Origin of the sequence: Nitrospira sp. (assembly GCA_024998565.1) — a bacterium.
GTDB lineage: Bacteria > Nitrospirota > Nitrospiria > Nitrospirales > Nitrospiraceae > Nitrospira_A.
This window is the reverse complement of sequence record JACOEM010000006.1, coordinates 77,079-101,340: the sequence shown is the minus strand read 5'-3', so window position 1 is coordinate 101,340 and position 24,262 is coordinate 77,079. Positions and strand designations below refer to the sequence as shown.

Annotated in this window: 14 protein-coding genes; 5 read left to right on the top strand and 9 right to left on the bottom strand. The window is 59.8% G+C overall.

Features of this window, described 5'->3' with window-relative positions:
* Positions 1-13: 13 nt before the first annotated feature.
* From H8K11_11290 to H8K11_11270, 5 genes are all read right to left on the bottom strand, one after another.
* Positions 14-4,951, bottom strand: coding sequence for a hypothetical protein (locus H8K11_11290; protein MCS6264329.1), 4,938 nt, complete (start codon positions 4,949-4,951; stop codon positions 14-16).
* Positions 4,952-5,517: 566 nt separating this feature from the next.
* Complete coding sequence (locus H8K11_11285) at positions 5,518-6,921, bottom strand: sigma-54-dependent Fis family transcriptional regulator (protein ID MCS6264328.1); 1,404 nt, start codon at positions 6,919-6,921, stop codon at positions 5,518-5,520.
* Positions 6,922-7,062: 141 nt separating this feature from the next.
* Positions 7,063-7,494, bottom strand: coding sequence for a response regulator (locus H8K11_11280; protein ID MCS6264327.1), 432 nt, complete (start codon positions 7,492-7,494; stop codon positions 7,063-7,065).
* Between the two features lie 242 nt (positions 7,495-7,736).
* Entirely contained in the window at positions 7,737-10,433 is a 2,697-nt protein-coding gene (locus tag H8K11_11275; GenBank protein MCS6264326.1) for a PAS domain S-box protein, read from the bottom strand.
* A gap of 36 nt (positions 10,434-10,469) precedes the next feature.
* On the bottom strand, positions 10,470-11,849 hold the full coding sequence (locus H8K11_11270) for a sigma-54-dependent Fis family transcriptional regulator (GenBank protein ID MCS6264325.1): 1,380 nt from the start codon (positions 11,847-11,849) through the stop codon (positions 10,470-10,472).
* A gap of 261 nt (positions 11,850-12,110) precedes the next feature.
* On the opposite strand from H8K11_11270, the gene H8K11_11265 reads away from it, so the two are divergent.
* Positions 12,111-13,430 carry an efflux RND transporter periplasmic adaptor subunit gene (locus H8K11_11265; GenBank protein ID MCS6264324.1) on the top strand — a complete coding sequence of 440 codons (1,320 nt, stop codon included), beginning with the start codon at positions 12,111-12,113 and terminating at the stop codon, positions 13,428-13,430.
* Positions 13,431-13,440: 10 nt separating this feature from the next.
* Positions 13,441-14,673 carry an ABC transporter permease gene (locus H8K11_11260; protein MCS6264323.1) on the top strand — a complete coding sequence of 411 codons (1,233 nt, stop codon included), beginning with the start codon at positions 13,441-13,443 and terminating at the stop codon, positions 14,671-14,673.
* 319 nt (positions 14,674-14,992) lie between these two features.
* Here the strand turns inward: H8K11_11260 and H8K11_11255 are convergent, their stop codons facing one another.
* Positions 14,993-16,225 carry a sodium:proton antiporter gene (locus H8K11_11255; protein MCS6264322.1) on the bottom strand — a complete coding sequence of 411 codons (1,233 nt, stop codon included), beginning with the start codon at positions 16,223-16,225 and terminating at the stop codon, positions 14,993-14,995.
* A gap of 513 nt (positions 16,226-16,738) precedes the next feature.
* Here H8K11_11255 and H8K11_11250 point away from each other — a divergent pair.
* The 3 genes from H8K11_11250 to H8K11_11240 all read left to right on the top strand — a co-directional run bounded on the left by H8K11_11250 (position 16,739) and on the right by H8K11_11240 (position 20,934).
* A complete protein-coding gene (locus H8K11_11250; protein ID MCS6264321.1) occupies positions 16,739-18,451 on the top strand; it encodes a mechanosensitive ion channel family protein in 1,713 nt (570 codons plus the stop codon).
* Complete coding sequence (locus H8K11_11245) at positions 18,448-19,692, top strand: porin (GenBank protein MCS6264320.1); 1,245 nt, start codon at positions 18,448-18,450, stop codon at positions 19,690-19,692. The genes H8K11_11250 and H8K11_11245 overlap by 4 nt, the downstream gene beginning before the upstream one ends.
* Before the next feature lie 204 nt (positions 19,693-19,896).
* Positions 19,897-20,934, top strand: a complete 1,038-nt coding sequence (locus H8K11_11240; GenBank protein MCS6264319.1) for a potassium channel family protein — start codon at positions 19,897-19,899, stop codon at positions 20,932-20,934.
* Positions 20,935-21,109: 175 nt separating this feature from the next.
* On the opposite strand, the gene lipA is transcribed toward H8K11_11240, so the two are convergent.
* The 3 genes from lipA to H8K11_11225 all read right to left on the bottom strand — a co-directional run bounded on the left by lipA (position 21,110) and on the right by H8K11_11225 (position 24,258).
* Positions 21,110-22,018 carry a lipoyl synthase gene (gene lipA / locus H8K11_11235; protein MCS6264318.1) on the bottom strand — a complete coding sequence of 303 codons (909 nt, stop codon included), beginning with the start codon at positions 22,016-22,018 and terminating at the stop codon, positions 21,110-21,112.
* Complete coding sequence (locus H8K11_11230; protein ID MCS6264317.1) at positions 22,015-23,217, bottom strand: 2-oxo acid dehydrogenase subunit E2; 1,203 nt, start codon at positions 23,215-23,217, stop codon at positions 22,015-22,017. The genes lipA and H8K11_11230 overlap by 4 nt, the downstream gene beginning before the upstream one ends.
* A gap of 63 nt (positions 23,218-23,280) precedes the next feature.
* Positions 23,281-24,258, bottom strand: a complete 978-nt coding sequence (locus H8K11_11225) for a pyruvate dehydrogenase complex E1 component subunit beta (GenBank protein MCS6264316.1) — start codon at positions 24,256-24,258, stop codon at positions 23,281-23,283.
* Positions 24,259-24,262 lie beyond the last annotated feature (4 nt).

The following is a 24,262-nucleotide window of genomic DNA, read 5'->3' as shown; positions in this document are numbered from 1 at the left end:
ATGACTGACCCGCTTACTTCATGGCAGTCGGAATCGCCTGCGGCTCGGGCAGCACTTCGGCTTGACGTGCACCCGCTCCACTTGCGCTGAGAGGCTGAATCCGCGCATCGCCGGTCGGCAACACGCGCAGATAGCCCCACTGTCCGGACTGCGTGTAGGGCAGCCGTGCATTCGACCACACGAAGTCGCCTACCTGACGATACGGTCCGCCCGCACCGCCACGGATGAAGACATCGAGGATCTCAGATCCGGCATACTCCACCACGCTGATCATGTCGGCACCCGCCATGTACGGCTCGATCGGCCACTCGTGGCCCTCGACGCTGAACATGCCGTTCTGCTCGCTGTTCGCTCCGATCACATGGATACGGAGCGCATCACCCGCATGCGCCTCGATCAAAGGCGTCACGGGATCTTCGGGCTTATCAACCGCGCAAGGCTGGAAGATTTTGCCCAAGGAGCACCCTTGTTCTTCGCGGAACTTGTACGGTTCAGCGCGGTAGTTCACCGACGTCAAACCGGCCACGTTCTGCACATAGGGCATGAACGCGGTTCCGATGATGTTGTCCTCATCTTGGAAGAAGAGAGCCACGTCACGATAGTTCCGCTTGCCGGCATTTTCAGACAAGGTGGTGTCGACGATGACGTCGGCCCGCCATGTATTCTTCTGCGACACATCGGCACCGGTGACTGGATCACGATACTGCGATCCCTTCGGACCGATGACGATCGCGCCGTACAATCCGTTGCGCGGATTGACGACGATGTTACCACCGTCCCACACCAACGACGTCGTTTCCTTGTTGGAAGGATGCGCGTAGTAGGTATAGGTGCGGCTTTCGCCCGGAGCCACGGTCTGATCGCCGGCATTGTTGCCGACGTTCAAGCCCTGGCTGTCTTTCGGATCGAAGGCCAGACCCGGCGCAAAGAACGACGCCCGGCTCGCCTTCATCTTGTTCTTCAGATTCACCTTGATGCAATCGCCCAGATTGGCGCGCAGCGTGAGCGGATTCGGCATCACGTTACCCGCGACGGTCGCGGCTTCTTCCTCCAGCGCGAAGATCTTGCCTTCCGGCATGGTCATTTCGATCTTCCGCTCGAAGTCCACCTCGATCGCATCCGGGGCCTTCGGATTGAGCTTCATCGGGCGATCCAACGCCACGACGTTGAAGCTCTTCACCGGGGCATCCGACGGACACACGGAATTGGGAGTCGCTGGAATCCCGAGAGGATTGGTCCCCTTGGGCAGCGGCTTCAAGTCCGCCACTTCCTTGTCGAGCACGCGGATGATGCCCCATCCACCTTCGGCGAAGTGTGACGTTCTGCCGTTGAAGTGGATGTAGTCACCCGGCATACCCTGGAATCCACCCGCCTTGGTGACGAGGTCGTACCGCTCGGCGATCCCGACGTGAATCGAGTTCTTCCGGTTGGCTTCCGGCGCATACCGCTCCGTGAGGAAGGTATGTCCGGCGATCGTCCAGACGTGGGATTCGTTCATCAGCTGGTGCAACAGACGGAACACCATGGTGTCGCCCGTGTACGCCCGGAGAAGCGGCGTGCCCGGATCACCGTGGATCGCGCTGCTGAACAGCTTGGACGTGTCAGGATTGTTGGACAGGCGTTGTGCAAACGGAGCCGCGCGGAAGTTGAAACCGCTGCCGGTCGTGTGCGTGCCGCCGTTGATGTACTTGTTCGGCGCATTCAGGATCTTGTCCGGCATCTGGAAGGACACCGTCTTTCCTGCTTCCAACGCCACTTCGATCGGCTGTCCGGGAGGATTGCCGGCTTCGATGACGTTGACGGTGTGCGGAACCGTGTCGTGGATGGAGACCATCAACTCACGGAAGCTGCCGCTGACACCGGCACCGATCGGCTCGTTGCTGTGAATGTCCGCGATCGGACCGCTATACACCAACTTGCCGTTCTTCGGATCATGGTAGGTGGATCCGAATGGCTCCACGATCGTCACGCCGAACCCGCCATGGGGCCAGGTCGTCGCGCCGAACGCGTGGTCATGCCAGAACACCGTTCCCATATCCACGTCCACCCACCACCGATAGCGCACAAACTCCGGCGATACGAGATCGCCCGCCGGGTGATGGTGCTTCAGCGGCTTGAAGAACGTGACGACATCGCCCTTGATCTCCTTGACCCGGACGACTTCCTGACAGCTCTTATCCCGCGGCAGTGAGGCCGCCGGATCGTTGCCCTTCTCCAAACAATCCATGCCCACCATCAACTCGGTGTTGACGTGGAACGCGGTGGCGCCGGGCGCCATCTGGATCTTAATGGAGGTGGCGCCGGCTTTCACCTCGCCCGTGAGCTTCGCAACCATCGGCGCCGGCAAACCATGTTTGGTCTTCTTCCCCCACATGGTGAACGGCCGGACCGACATTTCGTACTCCATCCCGGAGATCACACCGTCCGAGTTCCCGGTGTCGAACTGGAAGAAGTGGGGATGGATGTTGATCTTGGACGACTGGAAGTTCGTGTAATCGTCGTCGTCCCATTCGCTGGTCAACAACAAGTCCACGCAGTCATACACGTTGGCGCGGATGACGGCGGGGAGTTTCAGATCGTCATTGGCTCTGGTCAAACGCTCTTCCTCGTGAAGGACGTAGATCAGACCATCCTTGTCCACCATGGCCGGCTCTTTCCCCTGCTTCTTGGCAAGGGTGATCGGCATGCGGACAAAGTGAATGTTGTAATGCTTCCGGTTGGCGTTGTCAGGGCACAGGCTCCAACGGCCCTGTTCGCCCGGCATCGCCGGCTCGGAGGTCCGCTCACCGTTGGCATCCTGGTGAATCGGCTCCAACCATGGCGCACCGCTGTGGTTCGCCGAGAACGGCACGCGCTTGCCGAAGTGCGGCTTGAACAACGGCCAGGCCATTTTTCCTGTCGTCGGATCGAACAGGATCGCCGGTCTGGTGCTGTCATCCCACTTCGCAGCCCACGCATACTTCGGATTCGGAGCGGTGCTCTCCCGCTCGCCGCGGGCAATGTTGCCGTCCCACTTCCAGTCCCACACCGTCGAATCGTAGGCCATGATCTGGCCCTTCTCATCGCTCGTGTGGCCCGGTTGACCCTGGGCCGGAACAAACATCTCGACCCAATCCTTGATGTTCACGATCACAGGATCGGACTTCCAGTTCGTCTTCTGGCTCTTGTCGACGATCTTGAAGGTCTTGCCGAACCAGTCGACGGTCGTACCGATCAACTTATCCGACGAGACACCCTGCTTCATACGGCCCAAGCGATCCGGCAACTCGCGCATATCCGGCATCGTGTCGGTGTGCGCATTGCCGACCTGCAACGTATTGTAGAACCGGCCGTACCCCCACATACCCGCCACATAGTGGTGCGCCACGTGGCAGTGATAGAGGAACTCGCCGGCCAGGTGCTGACAGCCACCGCCGCCGCATTCCGGTTCCAGGTCGAGCGCTTCGGACGGACCAACCACTTCCACGTCCACCCGATCGGACTTCGTCCGGACCACGGGATACTTCACCGGTCCGTCCTGTCCCTTAAACCAATGCTCTTCCTGATCGGCACGCGGGCTGCGCTGCCAACGGATGGTTCCGCTGTGCGGATGGTGGGAGTGGAACACTTCCGATCCACCGTGCACCAAACGCCACTTGACCGGATCACCGAGGTAGCCGCGGGCCACCGTGGTGGGCGGGTCACCGAAGGTGTAGGCGCTGTAGGCCAGCGACTCATCTTCGAAGCCGAAGTATTCATGCTGTAAGTGCATCTGATCGATGCCGAACGGCTCGCTGCGATAGTTGATCGCGCGGCCACCCGGACGATAGGCGTCGGTCAGCGGATCGCGCTGCGGCAAGAAATCACCCTTCTTGTTCAGCGGCCGGAAGGCTTCGTCGCCGATCTCGTGATAGAACAACACGAACTCGCGGAAGTCCGGTCCGGACCCGTTGTCGATCATGACCTGCCATCCGCTGTTCGTGTCGGGCGCGGCGCCCGTGCCGAGCGGATCGAGGTACTTGGAGCCCTTCGGTTCGACGATGAAGGCGCCGAAGAGGCCCAACACCGTCAACTCGCGATCATGGCTCCATGAGTGGAACTGACGCACACCTTCCTGCATGTTCGGATGAATGTACCATTCGAACTCCTGCGCCTTGCCCGGCGAGACCACCGTGTCCGGATTGGTCGTCGTGGCGGGCTTTCCAGTGGAACTCACGATCATGCTGGAGGCCTGGATGACCAAGCTGCCGTCCTCACCCTCCATCTGATTGCGCAGCGTCATCTTGACGCAGTCACCCTGGTTGGCACGGAGCACTAACGGCTGAATGACATCGCCTTGGTTACCGGTTGTCACCGCACCGGGATCAAAGCCATCCTTTTCGCGCGCTTCCTTGTTCTTCGCTTCCTCGGCGCGCGCCTTGTCGATATCCCCGGTGTGGACATACATGTACCCGGGATAGAAATCGAGCCACCGGTTCAAGCTGATTTCGATGTTGATCATCGACACGTCATACTTCTTGACCGGCGCATTGGCGGGGCATTTCCCCCCTGACGTCATCACCGGTTCGCCCTTCGACGAATCGGACGCCAGCAGGAAGCTGCTTCCGTCCTGGCCCATATACTGGTGCATCATCGACATTTCGTTGAATGCACCGGAGGTCTGCTGCGCCTTCGCATCGGTCTGCGCCTGCTGTTCCAACTTCTCCATCAGGCGGTGATGCTGCATCTCCATCTTCTCTGCATTGCCGGCGCGACCTTCCATGGCGTTTTCCACCACGGTCTGACCCTTCAGGGTCTGTGTCCAGCCCGGCATGGCGACCGGCGTCGCATGCCCCTCATGCGACTGATCGCCCGGACCAGCCGCAAATACCCACGGCGCCGCGAGCAAACTGCCCGAGAGCAGCGCCGCCTGCAGGCTCAGCATCGCTTTACGACTGATGCGCCTGCGTTTTGACTGCACTGAAGACCTCATATGTCGGCCTCCCTCCTTTATAATCCCGCGCCCTTCCGCGGGAGTGGTTAAAAAACGTGGTCGTGTGACCGGCCTCCGTCAGGCAGGACCCCGGCTCCTCCGGCCTCTCCTTTTTCCCTCCACGAAACGCTCCCAAAAGGAAAAAGGGCTGGTGAAGGATGTCCTCAAAGTTCGAGGGAGCAGGTCATTCGGAGGCCGGTCCTAATCACCCGCACCTTCACCAGCACTGCCCTACAACGCAATTGATGTGCCCCACTAGGGGTAGTCCCAGTCGGACTGAAATCTTCTATATTTTTAAGATGTTGAAGAGTTAGGTAGGAAATTTTGAACCGGCGTGAAATGCCACAGTTTTCCAGGCGATTAGACAGCAGAGTGAGAGGCAGAGATGAACACTTACAATACAACCACTTAGACTGTCCAAATCGATGGACATCGAATCATAAATTTTGGGGCGATATGGGACAACTTCATCGCTCAGCAGGCATGAAAGAAAGAGCGATCAGACTGATTCTGAAGAAGATTCGTATAGATGCAAGGAGCGGGTGGGGGCCTGAAAACAGGATGAGCTACTGAATGCCGAGTTCGTGCAGCTTATTGTAGAGACTGGCCCGGCTGATTTTGAGGACACGAGCCGCTTGCACCCTATTCCCGGAGGTCTGCTGCAACGCCTGAAGGATACGAGCCCGCTCGGCCTGTCGAGCCGCGCCCCGGCCGACCGTCCTGAGGTCGGTATCCTGAGGATGACTCCCCAGCTCGACCAGATCCGCACAGGTTAACTCCGTATGGATGGTGGTCACCACGGCTCGCTCGATGTAATGCTGCAACTCCCGAACATTCCCGGGCCAGGGTGCAGCGGTCAAGGCGCGCATCGCCTCTTCAGTCACCTGGCGCACATCCTGCCGATGCCGCTGGCAGGAGTCGGCAATAAACTTTGTAACCAAGAGAGGAATGTCTATCCTCCGGTCACGTAAGGGCGGCAAATGAACGGGCAACACGGCCAGCCGATAGTACAGGTCCTGACGAAACGCCTTCGCCTTGACCAAATCAGTCAGATCCTTATTGGTGGCAGAAATGACACGGACATCGATCTTGACCGGCTGTGTCCCGCCGACTCGTTTAATCTCGCCTTCTTGCAAGACTCGAAGAAGTTTAGCCTGGAAGGTCGGAGAGGTATCGGCAATTTCGTCCAGGAAGATCGTGCCGCCGTCGGCTTCTTCAAACAGACCGGGCTTGGACCCGGCTGCTCCGGTAAAGGCGCCTTTGACATGGCCGAACAGCTCACTCTCCAGCAATGTTTCCGGAAGCGCCCCGCAATCGACCACCACAAAAGGCTTGTCACGACGATAGCTCGTCTGGTGAATGGTCCGCGCCACGAGTTCCTTTCCCGTGCCGCTTTCACCCTGGACCAACACCGTCGCCGAACTGTCGGCCACCAACCGGATCATTTCAAAGAGCTGATTCATGGCCGGACTCGCACCGACCAGATCGCCCAGTCTCGATTCGGTCCGTTCCGGGCGCGAACGACCGGGCCTTTGCTGCGACAGCGACGCCGGTATGCTGAGCGGTTCCGACCGCTTGTGAAACAGCACGAGGACCGAGGCCACCTCTCCTGCCGACGAGACGAGCGGAAACGCCTGGTGCATACCGCAGGCAGTCCCATCGCCCGACGCGTTGCAGGAGACCGTGAGCACTTCCCCCGTCTTAAAGACCGACTCAGCCGGACAAGTCCCGCAGGGGTCTGTCATTTGAACGAAGGATTGAAAGCACTTGGCCGGCTTGGCGACCGGGGCCGGCTCGCCGGACTTCGCCCACGCGGCGTCATTGGCATAGACCACATTGAGTTCACGATCCATCACGGCGACGCGGTCCGTCAGCCCGTCAGCCAACTGCTTCAACGCTTCCAAACGAGCGGCCAGAATCGGATCGGCAAAGGGGGAAGGGGGCGTTACCTGTGAGTGAGATCCGGCCATCTCATCACTCCTCGTTTCTATGGGAACCAAGAGGGGCCTTTCTACACTGTAGAGGCCCTATTTGTACTACGCCCGCGACCACGAAGACAACCCTCCCCCCTTGGGGGAGACCTCGCGAAAACACGTATCCACTGCCAATGTTCAGTGCAGCAGTCCATCCTCGGACCGGCCTCCTGGATGTTGCAGGAGTTGCCTGACCGTCGCCTTCAGTTCCGACAACCTGACCGGCTTGTCGAAGTAGGCCGTCGCGCCGTTTTTCATCGCCTCGTCCTTGGTCTGGGCATCACCGAAGGCGGTCATGACGATAATCGGACAACCGGGCACACAGCGTCTCAACCGATGCACATAGTCAAACCCACCGGCCGGCATTTTTAAGTCGGTCACGATCAGATCGGGGGCCGCTCGCATGACCGCAGCCAGCCCCTCGTCCCCGTTGCTGGCCTCACGCAATTGATATCCCTCTCCCCACAACTCATCGCAGAGCAAGCTCCGCATATCCTTATCATCTTCCACCACCAGAAGAACGGCTGGTGTTCGACTTTCCACCTTCGAGCCCTCGGGATAGGTCACCATGGGGACGACACAACGCAAACCATGTGCCACTCGCACCGGCGCGTGAACGCGAGCAACTCTTTGTATTCACTGGACAAGCAGCCGCGAAGGTTTTTGCAAACAGGGGGCGTATGCATCGGCCTCTGGCGAGAAAGACCCCACCTTCAGAAAAAGCCCTGTCCCGAAGCGCCACAGAGCCTGAGGCGCCGGCGCGGCCCGATCAATCACTCGTCTCTTACGGTAGGAAGGAACACGTGGGAGGTCTAACCAAGATGAGGGTCGGCATTGGTATGCACCGGTAGGCAAATGATGAAGGTCGTCCCCCGCTCAGGCTCACTCTCCACCTCAATCGTTCCGCTGTGTTCCTCAATGATGCCCTTCACCACAGTCAGACCTAACCCGGTTCCCTTTCCGAACTCCTTGGTGGTGAAAAACGGGTCGAACACCTTGGCGATCACGTCCCGGGGCATCCCGTGACCGGTATCCGCCACCGACAACCGGACCATGTCACGGTCCGGCGCCAGTGCCAGCTTCAAGACCCCTCCCCCGGGCATCGCATGGATCGCATTCATCACCAGGTTGATCAAGACCTGGCTCATCTGATCGGCATCGGCATGCACCAACGGGCAGGCGTCGGCGAACGAGGTTTCTACGCTGATGTTGCTGTGCGACAGGCGCTCCTGGAAAATTTCCAGGTTGTCCTCGATGGTCTGGCGCAAGTCCAAGGCACGGTGTTCGACCGGACGGCGCCGGGCAAACGCCAGCAACTGATTCATCACCCGCGTAATTCGTTCGACCTGACTGACGATGGTTTGGAGCCCCTTCCTGACGGGCTCCTCCTTCGTTCGTTCCATCAGATATTCGGCCCGTCCCAGAATGACGTTCATGGGCGTGCCGATCTCATGCGCCATGCCGGATGCCACCGTTCCCAGTTCGGCCACGCGCTCCGTCCGGCGAAGTTGCGCCTGCAACCGCTTCCGCTCCGTGATGTCGCTGGCAATGCCGTCGATGCGCAACGGACGGCCTTCGGGATCCTTGATGACCCGCCCGCGGTCGTGCAGCCAACGCAGATCGCCGTCGAGTCTGACGATGCGATACTCCACATCGAACTCCCCCAACGTCGAGAGGGCCTGTCGCGCCTGTTCGGCAATCACGCGATCATCGGGATGAACGGCCTCCAGCCATAACGAGGGCCGGGCCAAAAATGCTTCGGTCGGGCGGCCATAGATCTCCATCACGGACGGACTGACATAAAACATCGTGGACAGATCCAGCGACGACGACCAGATGACATCCTCCATCGCTCCCAATAAACTCTGAAGCCGCTCTTCGCTCTCCCTCAACTTCTGCTCGGCCGCTTTGCGCATCGAAATGTCCCGCAAGACGACCAGTATCCCGAACCCCTCTTCATCCTGAAACCGGGCAGCCCTGACAGCCACATCCACACTCACCCCGTCCAAGCGCACGATCTTTTCCTCGACCTCAGGTACCGTGTTGCCGGGCCCCAGGAGATGCCTGATCCGTTCACCGATCAACTCGTGGTAGTCGGGATGCGCCAGGTCGTACAGCGACTTACCGAGAATCTCCTCTCCCGACCGGGCCCCGAACAACCGAACCCCCTGTTCGTTGGTAAAGATGATCCGGTTCTCACGGTTAACCAGAATGGCATCCGGCAAGACCGCCAGGAGCCGGCGATACCGGTCTTCGCTTTGGCGCAGCAGCGCCTCGGTTTTTTTCCACTCGGTCACATCGCGCGTCACACCCAAGACCGCCGTAATGGTGCCGTCGGCCGATCGCAGCGGCACCACATGCGTATCCAGCCAGCGGTGAGTCCCCAGGAGACCGACCATCTGAAACTCCAATCGTCCCGCTTCTCCCCGCCCGGCTTTGCCGACCAGGTTACGGTAGACCGATCGAAATTCGTCGGTGACCAGTTGGCAGGCATCCCGTCCGATGACGTCGGCACCGCTCGTCGCCTCGATCATGGCGAGGCCTGCAGCATTGATGGTCCGGATGGTGCCATCCAGATTGAGTAACTTCACACATTCGGGCTCGGCCTCAATAATCGCCCGTAACAGGGCCTCGCGTTCCGCCAGCTCTTGCTCGAGCCGTCTGCGTTCGGTAATGTCGCGGAGGATGACGGTGTAATACCGCGTCCCTTCCACACCGATCTGCGAGATCGCGGCTTCGATCGGAAATTCCTCTCCGTTGGCCCGGACCCCCATCACCATGCCCAGCGCGCCCATTTGGCGCGTCGTGATACCGGAACGGCCGAACTCCCGGATATGCTCATCATGGGCACTGCGGAAACGCTCGGGAAGCAGTCGATCCAGCGGCCGCCCCAGCACTTCCTCGGCGCCCCACTGAAACATCCGTTCCGCCGCCTGGTTGATCAGCACGATCTTGTGGGCTTCGTCGATGGTAATGATCGCATCCATCGCCGAGTGCACAATGCCTTCGAAGCGGAGTTTGTCCTGATGCAGTTCTGCTTCGGCACGACGTTGTCCGGCCACCGCACCGACCACCGCCGCTTCAGCCCGGGCCCGCGCTTCCGCGTCCGAAACCTCGCCTGCCTCCGGTTGATGCCGCCCGGCCCGAACCGTCGTCACCGCCCGGGACGACAGGCCTGGGCTCGCAGGAGAAGACCGACGGCCGGCAACCAGCGCGGCCACGGCGCCCATGATCCCGATGCCCAGCAGACGATTGAGCCATGAGGAAAGCGGCAGCGACCCGGCGGAGGACGCAAGAGGGCCGATGAGCGCCAGCAACGCCACCAGACCCATACAATAGCGGGGAACCCGCCCGAGTGAGGACACCGCGATCAGAGTGAACGGAATCGCATAGAGCAGCCACAGGTCGATGCCGGCAGGCGCCGACAGATCCAGGACGAAGATCCCGACCGTCAGCAACAATGGAAGGCCGTATTCGAACAGCGGGGATTTCTGATGAAGGGGCTGCACGCCGATGGCTCCCAGCGCGAGGGTGAAACGGTGAATCTACGCGTCTGAGTGTGGTTTGCCTTCGATTTCGGCAAGCTTCCGATACAGGGTCTTCCGGTCGATACCCAGGACATGCGCGGCCTGATACTTGTTGCCGCCCGTCTTTTCCAGAATTTTCACGATGTACTCTTTCTCCACTTCGTGCAGCGGCAGGGTACGTTCCGCGGCTTCATCGAGAATCCGGCGATCGCCTCTGGAGCCTTGCACCTGCACCGGCAAATCGTCCGCGCCGATCATGTCCCCATGGCTCAGCGTGACGGCCCGCTCAATGACGTTCTCCAACTCCCGCACATTCCCCGGCCAGGCATAGTCGGCCAGCATGGCAAGGGCGGATTCGCTGAGGCCCTTGACCTGCTTGCCCCTACTGTCGGCGCACTTCTTCAGGAAGGCATCGACCAGAATCGGAATATCCTCCCGGCGTTCCCGCAGCGGGGGAAGACGCAACTCGATCACATTGAGACGATAGTAAAAATCTTCGCGGAATCGCTTATTCTTGACTTCTTCGGCAAGGTTCAAGTTCGTGGCGGCGATGATCCGCACGTCCACGGGAATAGATTTGGTCGCCCCCACGCGACGGATTTCCCGTTCCTGAATCGCCCGCAGGAGTTTTGCCTGGAGCATGAGCGGAAGTTCGCTGATTTCATCCAGAAACAACGTGCCTTTTTGTGCTTCTTCAAAGAGCCCGCGCTTGTCCATTTTGGCGTCTGTAAACGAGCCGCGCATGTGCCCGAAGAGTTCACTTTCCAGCAATTGCTCCGGGATCGCGGCGCAGTTCACCGGGACAAACGGCGCATCCCGCCGGTCGCTGTTGTAATGAATGGCCTTGGCGACCAGTTCTTTTCCCGTTCCGCTCTCTCCCGTGATCAACACATTGGTGGGACTGTCGGCCACGCGTCGAATCAGATCGAAGACCGCCTGCATCGGTTTGCTCTTGCCGAGAATTTGATGAAAGCTGTACTCCTTGTGCACCTCTTTCCGTAGCCGGCTGACTTCGCGCCGGAGCGCCGCTTCCCGGATCGCGCGCTCGACCACTCGCACCAGTTCCTCGGTTTTCACCGGTTTGGTCAGATAGTCGCTGGCGCCATGCCGGATCGCCTCGACCGCCGTCTCCACAGATCCGAAGGCCGTCATCAGGATCACGCCGATATCGGGATACCGGTGTTTCACCTCCGCCAACAGCTCCGTGCCCAACATGCCTTTCATGCGAAGGTCGGTCAGGACCACGGCATAATCTTCTTCACTCAGCCGCTGAAGTGCGTCGTCACCACTGCCGACACCCGTGCATTGATGCCCGCGGCCCTGCAAGACATCGCACAGCAGGCTGCGCATGTCGGCATCATCGTCGACCACCAGGACCGCGCCCCATTCCTCAGTCATACAACTCCCTCACATACGTCTCTCATCGGACCGACGCTCCAGCCGGTGCGCGCACAGCCTAATCGGCTTACTCCCGGGCGGTCAAGGGGCGTCCTGCCGCAGGTCATTGCCGCCTGCTGTCGCGAAATGCCCCAACGTCAATCGCGGACCATTCTTCGAGCCGCCAAACCTATGAGGTGAGCACGCCACTTCATCGGGTTGTACACCCATCCCGCATCGGCACTTCTCTTGCGTCTTCCCTGGCGAGACGGGAGGTCTTCTATGGAGTCAGATCACTCGGAACAGAATCCGCGGCAGCCCACCCGCCCGGCTCCGGTCGTGCTGGTTCCTGTTCCGGTAGTGCAAGGTCAAGGCCATGATCAGGTGCCTGTCCGAGTCGGCGCCGGTCCCCATCCCGGCAGAAAGCGGCGGATACCGCTTCTCCTCGCGGTGGTGGGGCTTCTGGCGATCCTAGCTCTCGGATTGTGGCATTGGTGGTCCAATAACCCGGTTGCCGGTCACTATAAGACCCTCCCCGTCGACCGCGGCCCGATCACCTCACTGGTCACGGCCACGGGAGCCGTGAACCCCGTCATCTCCGTGCAGGTCGGCAGTCAGGTCTCCGGAAAGATCGCGAAAATCTACGCCGACTTTAACTCCATCGTGCGGGAAGGCCAGGTCCTCGCCTCCATCGACCAGAAACCCTATCAAGCCAAGGTCAGCCAGGCCAAAGCCGCACTCAAAAGCGCCAAAGCCACATTGGCCAAAGCCCGCAACATGCTCGCGCAGAGGACACTGGAGCTCAATCGCATGGCTGCGTTGCGGGAGCAACAATTCGTCGCCCAGTCGGATCTGGATCTGTCGAGAACCAACCATCGCGATGCCGAAGCACAGGTGGATCTGTCTCAGGCACAGGTCGACCAAGCCAAGGCCACCCTGTCGTCTGCGGAATTGGATTTGGGTTACACCACCATTATTTCGCCGGTCAACGGCACCGTCGTCTCCCGTAACGTAGAGGAAGGGCAGACGGTCGTCGCCAGCTTTCAAACCCCGACCCTCTTCGTGATCGCCCAGGACCTCACCCGCATGCAGGTCATCGCCAATGTCAGCGAATCCGATATCGGCGGCGTCAGCGAGGGCACCTCCGCCGACTTTCGTGTCGATGCGTACCCGCGTGAGTTTTTCCACGGGGTCGTGACGCAGGTCCGGAACGCCCCGGTCAGCATCCAGAATGTGGTCACCTACGACGTCATCATCTCCGTCGAAAACCCCGAATTGAAACTCAAGCCCGGCATGACGGCCAACATCACCATCGTGACGGCGCGCAACGAAGATGCGCTCCGCGCCCCCAACGCGGCCTTACGATTTCGTATGCCCGGCGTGCCGGTGGATCGCAAGACGGCGCAGCTTTGGGTGCTGGAGCCAACAGGTCGTGTGCGGGCGGCGCCAATCACGACGGGCATTGCGGACTCGCTGTTCACGGAAATCACGACCGGCGAGGCGCGCGAGGGCGATGCCGCCATCGTGGGGATTGCCTCAGTGGAAGACAGCGCCCAGGAAAAACTCCCGCCCGGGTTTGAGTTCGGGCCGAAGATGCGGTGACGAGCCTGATATGGGATTTCTCTGGCTGACCATTCAATCCGCCCTGCGGGTGCTCCGGCGCAATCCGCTACGCGCAGGGTTGACCATGCTCGGCATTGTCATCGGCGTCGGCGCCGTCGTCGGCATGGTGAGTCTCGGGCAGGGCGCGACCGCCTCGGTCCAACGCGAGATCGCCAGCCTCGGCACCAACGTGCTCATCATCATCCCCGGCGCCACCACGACGGGCGGCGTACGAGGCGGACTCGGTTCGGTCTCGACGCTTACCGTGGACGATGCACGCGACATCGAAAAACGCATCGGCGATATCAGCCTCGTCACCTATGCCTCTCGATCGGTCCTCCAAGCGGTCCACGAACATAAGAATTGGAACACCATCGCGCTCGGCACCACTACCGCCTTTCCCGATCTTCGAAACTGGCCGGTAGCCGACGGCAATTTCTTCACCCAGGCGGATGAGGACGCCGCGGCCAAAGTCGTGGTGCTCGGAAAAACCGTCGCGGACAATCTGTTCGAGCGCGGAGAGGAAGTGATCGGGGCGCAGATCCGGGTCAAGAATGTGCCGCTACGTGTGATCGGCATTCTTTCGTCCAAGGGCCAATCCCTCTCCGGACAGGATCAGGACGACATCGTCGTCCTGCCGTTCACGACCGCAGAGCGAAAAGTGCTGGGCACGAAATTTCTGGGCACGGTCGGCATCATCATGGTCGCCACCCAGCACCGCTACAGCATCCCGGCTGCCGTGGAGGAGATTAAAGAACTCCTGCGCGCACGGCACCGGATTCACCCGGCCGAAGAGAACGACTTTACGATCCGCACCATGGAGGATGTTGCCAAAACTGTGGCCGGAGCCAGCCGGACCATGATGGTGATGCTGCTGAGCATCGCCTCCATCTCGCTGGTCGTCGGCGGAATCGGGATCATGAACATCCTATTGGTCTCGGTGACGGAACGCACCAGGGAAATCGGCATCCGCATGGCCGTCGGCGCCAAACGCGCCCACATCCTGCTGCAGTTTCTGGTGGAAGCGATCATCCTGACGGCGATCGGCGGAGTGGCCGGGGTAATATTCGGGATCGCCGGCGCGCGACTCTTGACCCGCCTTATCGGCTGGCCCACGATCATCTCGTCGCAAGCAGTGGCCGTGGCCTTCCTCTTCTCGCTGGCCGTGGGCATCTTCTTCGGCCTCTACCCGGCGAACAAGGCCTCGCGGATGAATCCCATCGAAGCGCTGCACTATGAGTAGCGGGCCCATCTGAATCTCCTACAAGCAATTCTTGACAGAATCGAAGGGACTGCAGATAAGAGACTGCAGTTCTCATTGGGCCGGAAGGCCCAAGCGGTTCCGGGAAACGAGGTTCACGCGAAAGCGGAACGGCTTCTCTCGTGATCCCACTCACGTACCATGAAGCAGCGTGACCTCTCGATCTTCTTCTAACTGCCACACAGGGAATCATGACTACACTCAGACGAGGCCTTCAGCGAACCTGTCGCTCCACCTGGTAGGATCTGCGCACCAGCGGCTCCGGCTCGACATGGCGGCTCGAAGCATTCTCTTCATGAGGCTAGAGTTTTTCGGTCGCTCGAATGAGCCGCTCGATGGTGAGTCCTTGAACGAGAATGGAGAAAACCACCACGATATAGGTCATGGTCACGATCGCGTCACGATACGGCGAGGCGGGTAGTGAGAGGGCCATAGCGACGGAGATCCCACCGCGTAAGCCTCCCCAGGTCAGGATCAAGGTCGCGCGGTTCGTCAAATCCTCGAACAAACGAAACAGCTGCACGGGGAGACTCACACTGATAAAGCGCGCGAACAGCACCAGAGGAATGGCCAACAGTCCGGCAAAGAGATATTCGTCTCTAAAACTTAAGACCAGCACTTCCAGTCCGATCAACACAAAGAGAATGGCGTTCAACAGCTCATCGATTAACTCCCAAAACGTATCCAAATATTCCCGTGTGGTGTCCGACATCGCCAAATGCCGGCCTTGGTTCCCGATCAGCAACCCCGCCACGACCACGGCAATGGGGCCCGACGTGTGCAAGACATCAGCCACCGCATACCCACCCATCACGAGCGCCAGCGTAATCAGGATCTCGACATTATGCTGGTCGATGGACTTGAGCATCAGATAGGCGCCGTACCCCAACACGAGGCCAAGCAGGATGCCTCCGACAGCTTCCTGCAGCAACAACCATCCCACATCCCCAGGCGTGACTCGCCCGGATTCCGCCATGGCCAGCAGGACCAGGAACACCGCGACCCCGACGCCGTCGTTGAAGAGCGATTCTCCCGTGATCTTGATTTCCAAACGCTTCGGCGCATTTGCCTTTTTCAGAATGCCCAGCACGGCGATCGGATCGGTCGGTGAGATCAGGGCCCCGAACAAAAAGGCGGCAATCAGCGGAACCGGATGTCCCAGCCACTCTAACCCCAGATAGGTGAGCGAGCCCACAATCGCCGTGGAGACAAGCACCCCTCCGCACGCCAACGTCCCGATGAACCATTTTTGCTCGAGCAGATCGTCGAGATTGACGTGAAGCGCCCCGGCAAACAGCAGAAAACTGAGCATGCCGTGCAGGAGAGCCTCGCCGAAGTCGATGCTCTGGACGAAACTCCTCGCCTGGCTCTCGATGCCATACCCAAGCTTGCCCAGGAACAGCAGCACGAGCGACATGGCCAAGGCGATGGCCATCAGACCGATCGTGACCGGCAGTTTGATATATCGGTGATTGAGGTAGCTGAAACCGGCCGACAAACAGACCAGAATCGTGATGGTGTGCATCAGCGTCATCGCGACACCGCATGCCTTGGAGCGTCGCCCATTCCAGACGTCCGACACTCACAATGTGGAGCGCCTTCTCTCTCCATAGTCAACTCCAAGCCTAGTCTGGGACGATGTGATGGGGTGGGAGTCGTCATGCTCAGGGAGGTCCTTCTGATCCTCGGCAGAATCCGCCGCGTGTCAGCACCCTGCGCACGGCTGCACCGCTCACCGCCCCCTGCCCCGTCGATCCCGGATCCGACAGCCCCCTTCAAGGAAGGACAAAGGCGAACGGCATACTCAACCACATCCAGGCGAGAACCAACATTGAGATACTGCCGGATGGCCCGCACACGACACCGCATGCCTACCGATAGCACACGAACACGGCCTTCACAAGCCATGCCCACCTCTGGAATATACGGATTGATTAAGTGTTTGTCCTCGGATAAAGTACCGCGCCGCAATGCCCTTCACGACACCAACCACGGTGATATGAACTCCGCGCACGGTTCTGTAGGGAACACTCCATGGAGGCCGACAATGAAGTCCTGCCTGGGACGGTGCCTGTATCTGTGTTGCGTACTCCTCTTCCCAAGTGCTTCTTTCGCCCAAGTGTCGGCAACACCCCCTCAACTCTCCGCGGAAACACCGACACGGCAGATCCGCGAAGCGCCCGTGGTCTACCTTGGAGAGCCCCTCTTCATCTTGCATCAGAAGGTCGGGTCCTTCACCCCTCAGCAACGCGCCCAGGCCATTCAGGCTCGACTCGAGCAAGCCGCGAGCAACCCCTTCAGTAACTTCACTGCGATCACCACCGCTGAAACCGAACACGGCACCGACATCGCACTCGAAGGCTTCGTGCTGTTGACGGTGACCGAAGGAGATGCCAGGCCCTTGGGCCGAAATCGACAGGATCTGGCGCAGGAATACGCGGGCAAGCTACAGAGCGTGCTGCAGAGGGCTCAACGAGAGTTGAGCGCGGAGATGCTGCTTACGGATGCCGCGCTGGCGGTGGCAGCCACTGCCGTCTTCGTTGCGATCCTGCTCGTCCTCCATAAGATCTTTCCGAGAATCTACAGCCGCATCGAGCAATGGCAGGACACCTACATCAAAGCGATCAAGATTCAGCGGGTCGAAGTCTTCTCCGCCCAGACGCTCACAAGGCAGGTCGTCTCCATCGCCAGAGGCCTGCGCTTCCTGCTGACGATCATGATCCTCTATATCTACCTCACCACCGTGCTGGGGCTGTTCCCCTGGACGCGGCAGCTCGCCTCCACGCTCGTCCAGGCCGTGGTGACGACGCTCTCCACCATCGCCGAAGCCTTTCTCAGCGCGTTGCCCAACCTCGCGGCCATCGTTGTCATCATCATGGTGACACGGTACGTCATCAAGTTGTTCCGCATGATGTTCAACGGCATCCAGCGCGGAGCGATCACGTTTGCCGGCTTCCATCGCGACTGGGCCGATCCGACGTTTAAGATCGTCCGCTTTCTGATCATCGCATTTGCGGCCATGGCCATCTTCCCCTATATACCTGGCTCTCAATCGGAAGCGTTCCGAGGCGTCTCGGTATTTCTCGGCGTCTTGTTCTCCCTGGGTTCTGCCGGCGCCGTCAGCAATGCCATCGCCGGCATTATCCTGACCTACATGCGCCCGTTCCAACTCAGCGACCGGGTGAAGATCGCCGATACCGTCGGCGACGTGACGGAGAAGACCCTGCTCGTGACCCGTGTTCGGACCATCAAGAACGTCGACATCACGATTCCCAACTCACTCATTCTCGGCGCACACATCATCAACTACAGTTCCACGTCGTTGACGGCGCCGCCGCTGATCCTCAACACCTCCGTCACCCTCGGCTACGATGCCCCGTGGCGGACCGTCCATGAGCTGCTCAAGAAAGCGGCGCTGGCCACCAGAAACATCCTCTCGGACCCGGAGCCGTTCGTGCTGCAAACGGCGCTCAACGACTTTTATGTCGTCTATGAGCTGAATGCGTATACGGGCGCCCCGAATAAGATGGCCGCCACCTATTCGGATCTCCATCAGAACATTCAGGATACCTTCAATGAAGCCGGGGTAGAAATTCTGTCTCCGCACTATGCCCAGGTACGCGACGGCAACAAAACCACAATTCCAGACTCCTACCTCCCGCCAAACTACCAAGCGCCGGCCTTTCGCATCGACCCATTGGAGAGCCTCCTTGGGAAACCCTCACCGGGCGGGTCTCCGCCGAAACCCCCGACGCCATGAGCGAACCATGCGACACCGCAGAAGGTTCCCGACACTCGTCATCCTCCAGCAAGCCACCCGAGTGCGCAACGTGGTACAGGCGAACGCGTCACGCATTCGTCGCCGCACTGCGCCTGTGGGCATGCCTGAGCCTCTGCCTCACGCCCGTCGCGGCGGCAGCGTCATTGCCTGAGGCATCGGATTGGCACTATGGCGCGTTTCTGGACTTGAGCTACGCGCTCGATTTCAATTTCCCGGAAAACCATCTCTGGCGAAACAAGAGCACCAGCCCGAGAGTCAATGAGTTGGCCCCCAACATGGCGATGGGCTATGTGCGCAAGGACTCGACGGCCGCGTCACACTGGGGGATGGAGTTGGGAGTACAGGCCGGGTACGACACCAATGGACTCGTGCCCTCGCCGAACCCCGGCCGCGACACACCGGTGGATGGAGCGGATCTGCTCCGTCACATTTCACGAGCCAATGTCTCCTATCTGGCGCCGCTCGGCAATGGGCTCACCGTCACCGTCGGGTTATTCAACAGCTACATCGGATACCAATCGGTCTATGCGCTCGACAACCTGAACTACTCACGAAGCTACATGGCCGACAACGCCCCGTACTTCATGTTCGGCGTGGCGGCCCAATATCCCGTGACGGACCGCCTGCAAGTCAATCTGTATGCCATCAACGGGTACAACTACCTCTCCCATCCCAACGATCAGATGAGCTACGGCACGCAGGTCGCGTACCGATTGAGCAAGGAATGGACCGTCACGGAAAACCTTTATTATGGGCCGGACCAATCCAATACGTCGCTCCAGTTCTGGCGGTTCTTTTCCGACAGTATCGTTGAGTGGAAGCACGACCGGCTGACCCTCGCGCTGGCCTACGACTTCGGGACGGAGAATGCCGCCGAACAACCAGGCCACCCGCGCACCTTCTGGACGGCGGCAGCCTTCTATGCCAGGTTGAACGTATGCGGTCCTTGGAGCGTCGCCCTGCGGCCGGAATTTTACTGGGACCGCAGCGGACGTATCTCGGGATCGGAACAACTCCTGAAGGCGATGACGACCACCGTGGAGTACAGACTGGACCACAGGCCGTCCAGCGCGGTGATTCGGTTGGAGCATCGGTACGACGAGTCCACCCAGCCAGGGGGAGGATTCTTCACACAAGGCGAAGTCGCTCCAGGCGTGATCGGACTGGCCCGGGAACAACATCTGCTTCTCCTGTCTCTTATCCTGGCCTTCCGCTCGTGAGGTCGCCTATCATTCCCACACAATCGGAGCCCCGCAGGATGTTGGTCGCACGTTGGGATGCCTCAGTGTCCGGGAACGGACTCCGCACAGACCCTGTGATCCGGGGGCATGCTCAAATCGAAATCGGCGTCACGACGGATCCTCGCCACGCAGATCCTGCACGCCCACTGCGCGCGAGATCAGACCAAAGGAGCACTGTCGACCATGGCTAAGGCGATGCACACTGTGGAACCGCGCGTCATTGTCACGCCCAACACCTGGTCCCCCCTTCAAATGTTGACGATACGGCTCAGCATCGCCTTCCTCCTCTTCTGTCTCATTCTTCTCCTTCTCTGGCTGGATCGAGACGGCCTGCGGGATCAGATCGACGGCCATGTCTCCTTCGTCGACGTGGTGTACTTCACCATGGTCACGGTCACAACCGTGGGCTATGGAGACATCGTTCCCGTGTCGACGCGCGCGCGTCTCTTGGACGCGTTGGTCGTCACTCCCGTGCGACTGGGAATCTGGTTTCTTTTTCTTGGCACCGCCTATCAGTTGATCATTCGGCAGTACATGGAGGGGTACCGCATGGCGAAACTTCACGCAACATTGAACCAACATCTCATCATCTGCGGATTCGGCCACACAGGGCAGTCGACGGTGCAGGAACTGCTGGCCCGCGGCGTCCCGACCGATCAGATCTTGGTGATCGATCAACTAGAGGAGCGCGTTCATCTGGCCGGATCGATGGGTGTGGCGTCATTTCAAGCCGACGCAGCGCAGGAGGACGTCTTAAAAGAAGCTGCGATTCACAAGGCCAAGGCGGTCATCATCACCGCCGGGCGTGACGACTCAAATGCACTGATGCTTCTGACTGCCAGACATTTGAACCCCACCGTACGCATTGTGGTCAGTGCCAAGCAAGAAGAGAACGTCAAACTGTTCCGCCAGGGCGGAGCCGATACGATCGTGTCGCCCGCGACGTTCGGCGGGTATATTTTAGCCGCAGCCGTCGATCATGGACACATGGTGGATTGCTTCAGCGACCTGCTCACCGCAGGTGGAAAAATCCGCCTAATCGAACGCCCGGTGCTCGTCGATGAGATCGGGAAAAAGCCGGAGGATCTGAAGCCGGACGTCTTGCTCAGACTCTACCGCGGAGGGACCATGCTGTCGTTCTTCGAGATGGACCAAGCCGGCCGTTTGCAGCAGGACGATACTCTGTTACTCCTCGCGATGGCAGCGAAGCCTACACGGTAACCGGCCTACGGACGACCCGAATCATCGATTTCGTTGAGGGCAGCCGAGACATCGCCGCAGTATGTCCAGACCAGTAGTGGAAGGGTATCGAATTGGAAGACGAAAGGGCCGAGACGTGCAAGTGATCGGTACGCTGAGAGCTTGAACGATGCGAGAGCGACGCCGGAGGTCATTTTCAACGTCCCGACACTTGTTGTTCCGCGTGGTAAGAGCTGCGGACGAGCGGGCCCGATTCGACGTGACAGAATCCGATGGCGAGGCCTTCATCTTTCAGGGCGGCGAATTCGTCGGGATGGTAGAAACGCGCCACTGGGAGATGTTCCTTCGTCGGTTGCAGGTACTGGCCGATGGTCATGATGTCGCACTCAACCGAACGCAGGTCCCGCATGACTTCACGGGCCTCGTCCGTCGTTTCGCCCATGCCGACGATCAATCCCGACTTGGTCGTCATACCCATCTGCTTGGCCCGGCCCAGCAACTCAATCGACCGCTGATATTTCCCCTGCGGCCGGATTGAGGGGAACAAGCGCCGCACCGTTTCGATGTTGTGATTCAGGATGTCCGGCTTTTCGGCTGCGACCAGGGCAAGCGCCGCTTCATTGCCTTCAAAGTCCGGAATGAGCACTTCGATCGTGCAGCTGGGAATCAATCGTCGGATGTGGCGGATGGTTTCGGCAAACACCGACGCGCCGCCGTCATCCAATTCATCGCGGTTCACCGACGTAATCACGGCATGTCGCAGGTTGAGGGCCTGGACCGCCTCCGCCACGCGCAACGGTTCCTCGCGATCCACTGCATGCGGACGGCCGGTGGCGACCGAGCAGTAGTGGCATCTCCTCGTACAGATGTCGCCGAGAATCAGAAAGGTCGCGGTGCGGGCATTCCAACATTCCCACATGTTCGGACAACGCGCCTCTTCACAAATCGTGTGGAGGTTGAGGCGGTCCATGGTCTTGCGAATGTCGTGATAATCCGGACCGGTCTGAAGCTTCACCTTGAACCAGGGCGGCAGGCGGCGAGGTTGAGAAGCTGGCGGCTGATTTTCTGCAGCAGTCGGCCGGGGATCGATGTGAATGAAGCTCATGGTTTCACCACCGGAGCCACCAGTTCCTGCGGATGCTCCAGCACACGCTTGAACTCTTTCAGAAACTGCGCGCCCATCAATCCATCGAGCGCCCGATGATCGCAGGACAACGTGACCTTCATCCGCCGCCCGGCCGTCACAACCCCCTTGGTCACAACCGGTACATCCCGAATCGCACCCACAGCGATCGCAGCGGCCTGAGGCGGCATGAGCAGGGCGATAAAGTTATCCACGTCGAACATCCCCAGATTGGAGATGGCAAACGTCGCCCCCGTATATTCCTGCGGTTGCAAGCGCTTCTGCCTGGCCCGTTCGATCATCGACTTGGTCTCCGTCGAAATCTCGGTTAGCGTTTTCGCCCCGCAATCTCGGATCACCGGCGTAATCAGACCATCCTCCATGCCGACGGCCACCCCGATATCAATCTGCTCGAACCGTCTAATCGCGTCGCCGGCAAAGGAGACGTTGATCTCCGGGTGCCGACGCAACGCCAATGCCGCTGCCTTAATGAGCAGATCGGTAATAGACGGATGAGTCTGGCGGCTCTGTTTGAATTGATCGCGTACGCGCTCCGCCTGCTCCATGTCGATTTCGATGGTCAGATAAAAATGGGGGACCGGCGCCTTGCTCTGCACCGTCGCCCTGGCGATGGCTTTTCGCATCTGGCTCAATGGCTGGTCGGTTCCGGCCGGCAACACCTGCGCGGGCGGAGCAGTCGCCTGCATGACATCCTCTTCGACAATTCGTCCGCCAGGACCGGTGCCGGAGAGGGTGGAGAGATCGATGCCCCGTTCAGCCGCCAGGGCTTTCGCCCGCGGAGAGGCGAATGGACGCATACCCTCCGGACGCGCCGCTGCAAGTGGAGCAGGGGCCGCTCCCGGAACAGCGCCGGTTTTGGCACCATTGCCGATCGACGGCGCAGCCGTCACGCCGTCGGATAAGGCCGACGTAATGTCTTCATCAGCCTCGGCAATGACCGCGATCAAGGTGCCGGACTGTACCGTTTCACCGTCTCGCACGAGAATCTTGCGCAGGATGCCGGGGGCAAAGGCCTCCAAATCCATGACTGCCTTGTCGGTTTCGATCTCGGCAATTACTTCGCCTGCCTGCACCTGTTCACCTTCGCGCTTCTTCCAGGCCAGCAGCACGCCCTCTTCCATGGTATCCGTGAGCTTGGGCATAACGACGCGACTAGCCATGGATCTTCCTCCAAGATGCAGACCATCTCCGACGACCGGCGTGGACCATACGGCGACCGTTCCTCATCCTGCAGCACAAACCGATTTGACGGCGGCGATCACCCGCGGCACGTCCGGGATGGCGGCGTCTTCTAGCGGACGGCTATAGGGCATGGGCACCTCTTCGCCGGTCACGCGGACGATGGGACCATCCAAATAGTCGAACGCCGCCAAGTAAATGCTGTCGGCAATCTGCGCGCCCAGCCCGCAAAATCGCCACCCTTCCTCAACAATCACCAGACGTCCGGTCTTCTTGACCGAGGTGACGATCGTGTCGAGGTCCAAGGGTTTGAGCGTGCGTGGGTCGATCACCTCGACATCGAGCCCTTCACGACTCAGCTGATCCGCCGCCTCCATCGCCACCAGCAACATCTTGGAATAGGCCACGACGGTCACATCCGCCCCTGTCCGCTTCACCTCGGCCTGACCGAGCGGAATCGTGTAGTCACCGTCTTGGACCTCGCCCTTGGTTCCATACAGCAGTTGCGCCTCAATGAAAATAACGGGGTTCTTGTCGCGAATCGCGCTCTTCAGAAGACCCTTTGCATCCTGGGGCGTAGCCGGCGCCACAACCTTCAAACCCGGCACATGGCAAAACCAGGCTTCCAGGCTTTGCGAATGTTGCGCCCCCAATTGATGCGCCGCGCTGCCGGGGCCACGAATCACGATGGGAACAGATAGTTGGCCACCCGACATGTAGCGGATCTTGGCGGCGTTGTTGACGATCTGATCCAGCGCCACGATGCCGAAATTCATGGTCATCAGCTCGACGATCGGCTGCAATCCCGCCATAGCCGCGCCGATGGCCAAGCCGGTAAAGCCCGCTTCGGTAATCGGCGTATCGACCACCCGCTGCGGACCGAATTCCTCGACGAACCCCTTGGTCACCTTGAAGGCGCCCTGGTAATAGCCCACCTCTTCACCGATCAAAAAGATGCGCGGATCGCGGCGCATTTCTTCGCGCATGGCCTGATTCAGCGCCTCTCGGTAGGACAACAGCATGGGT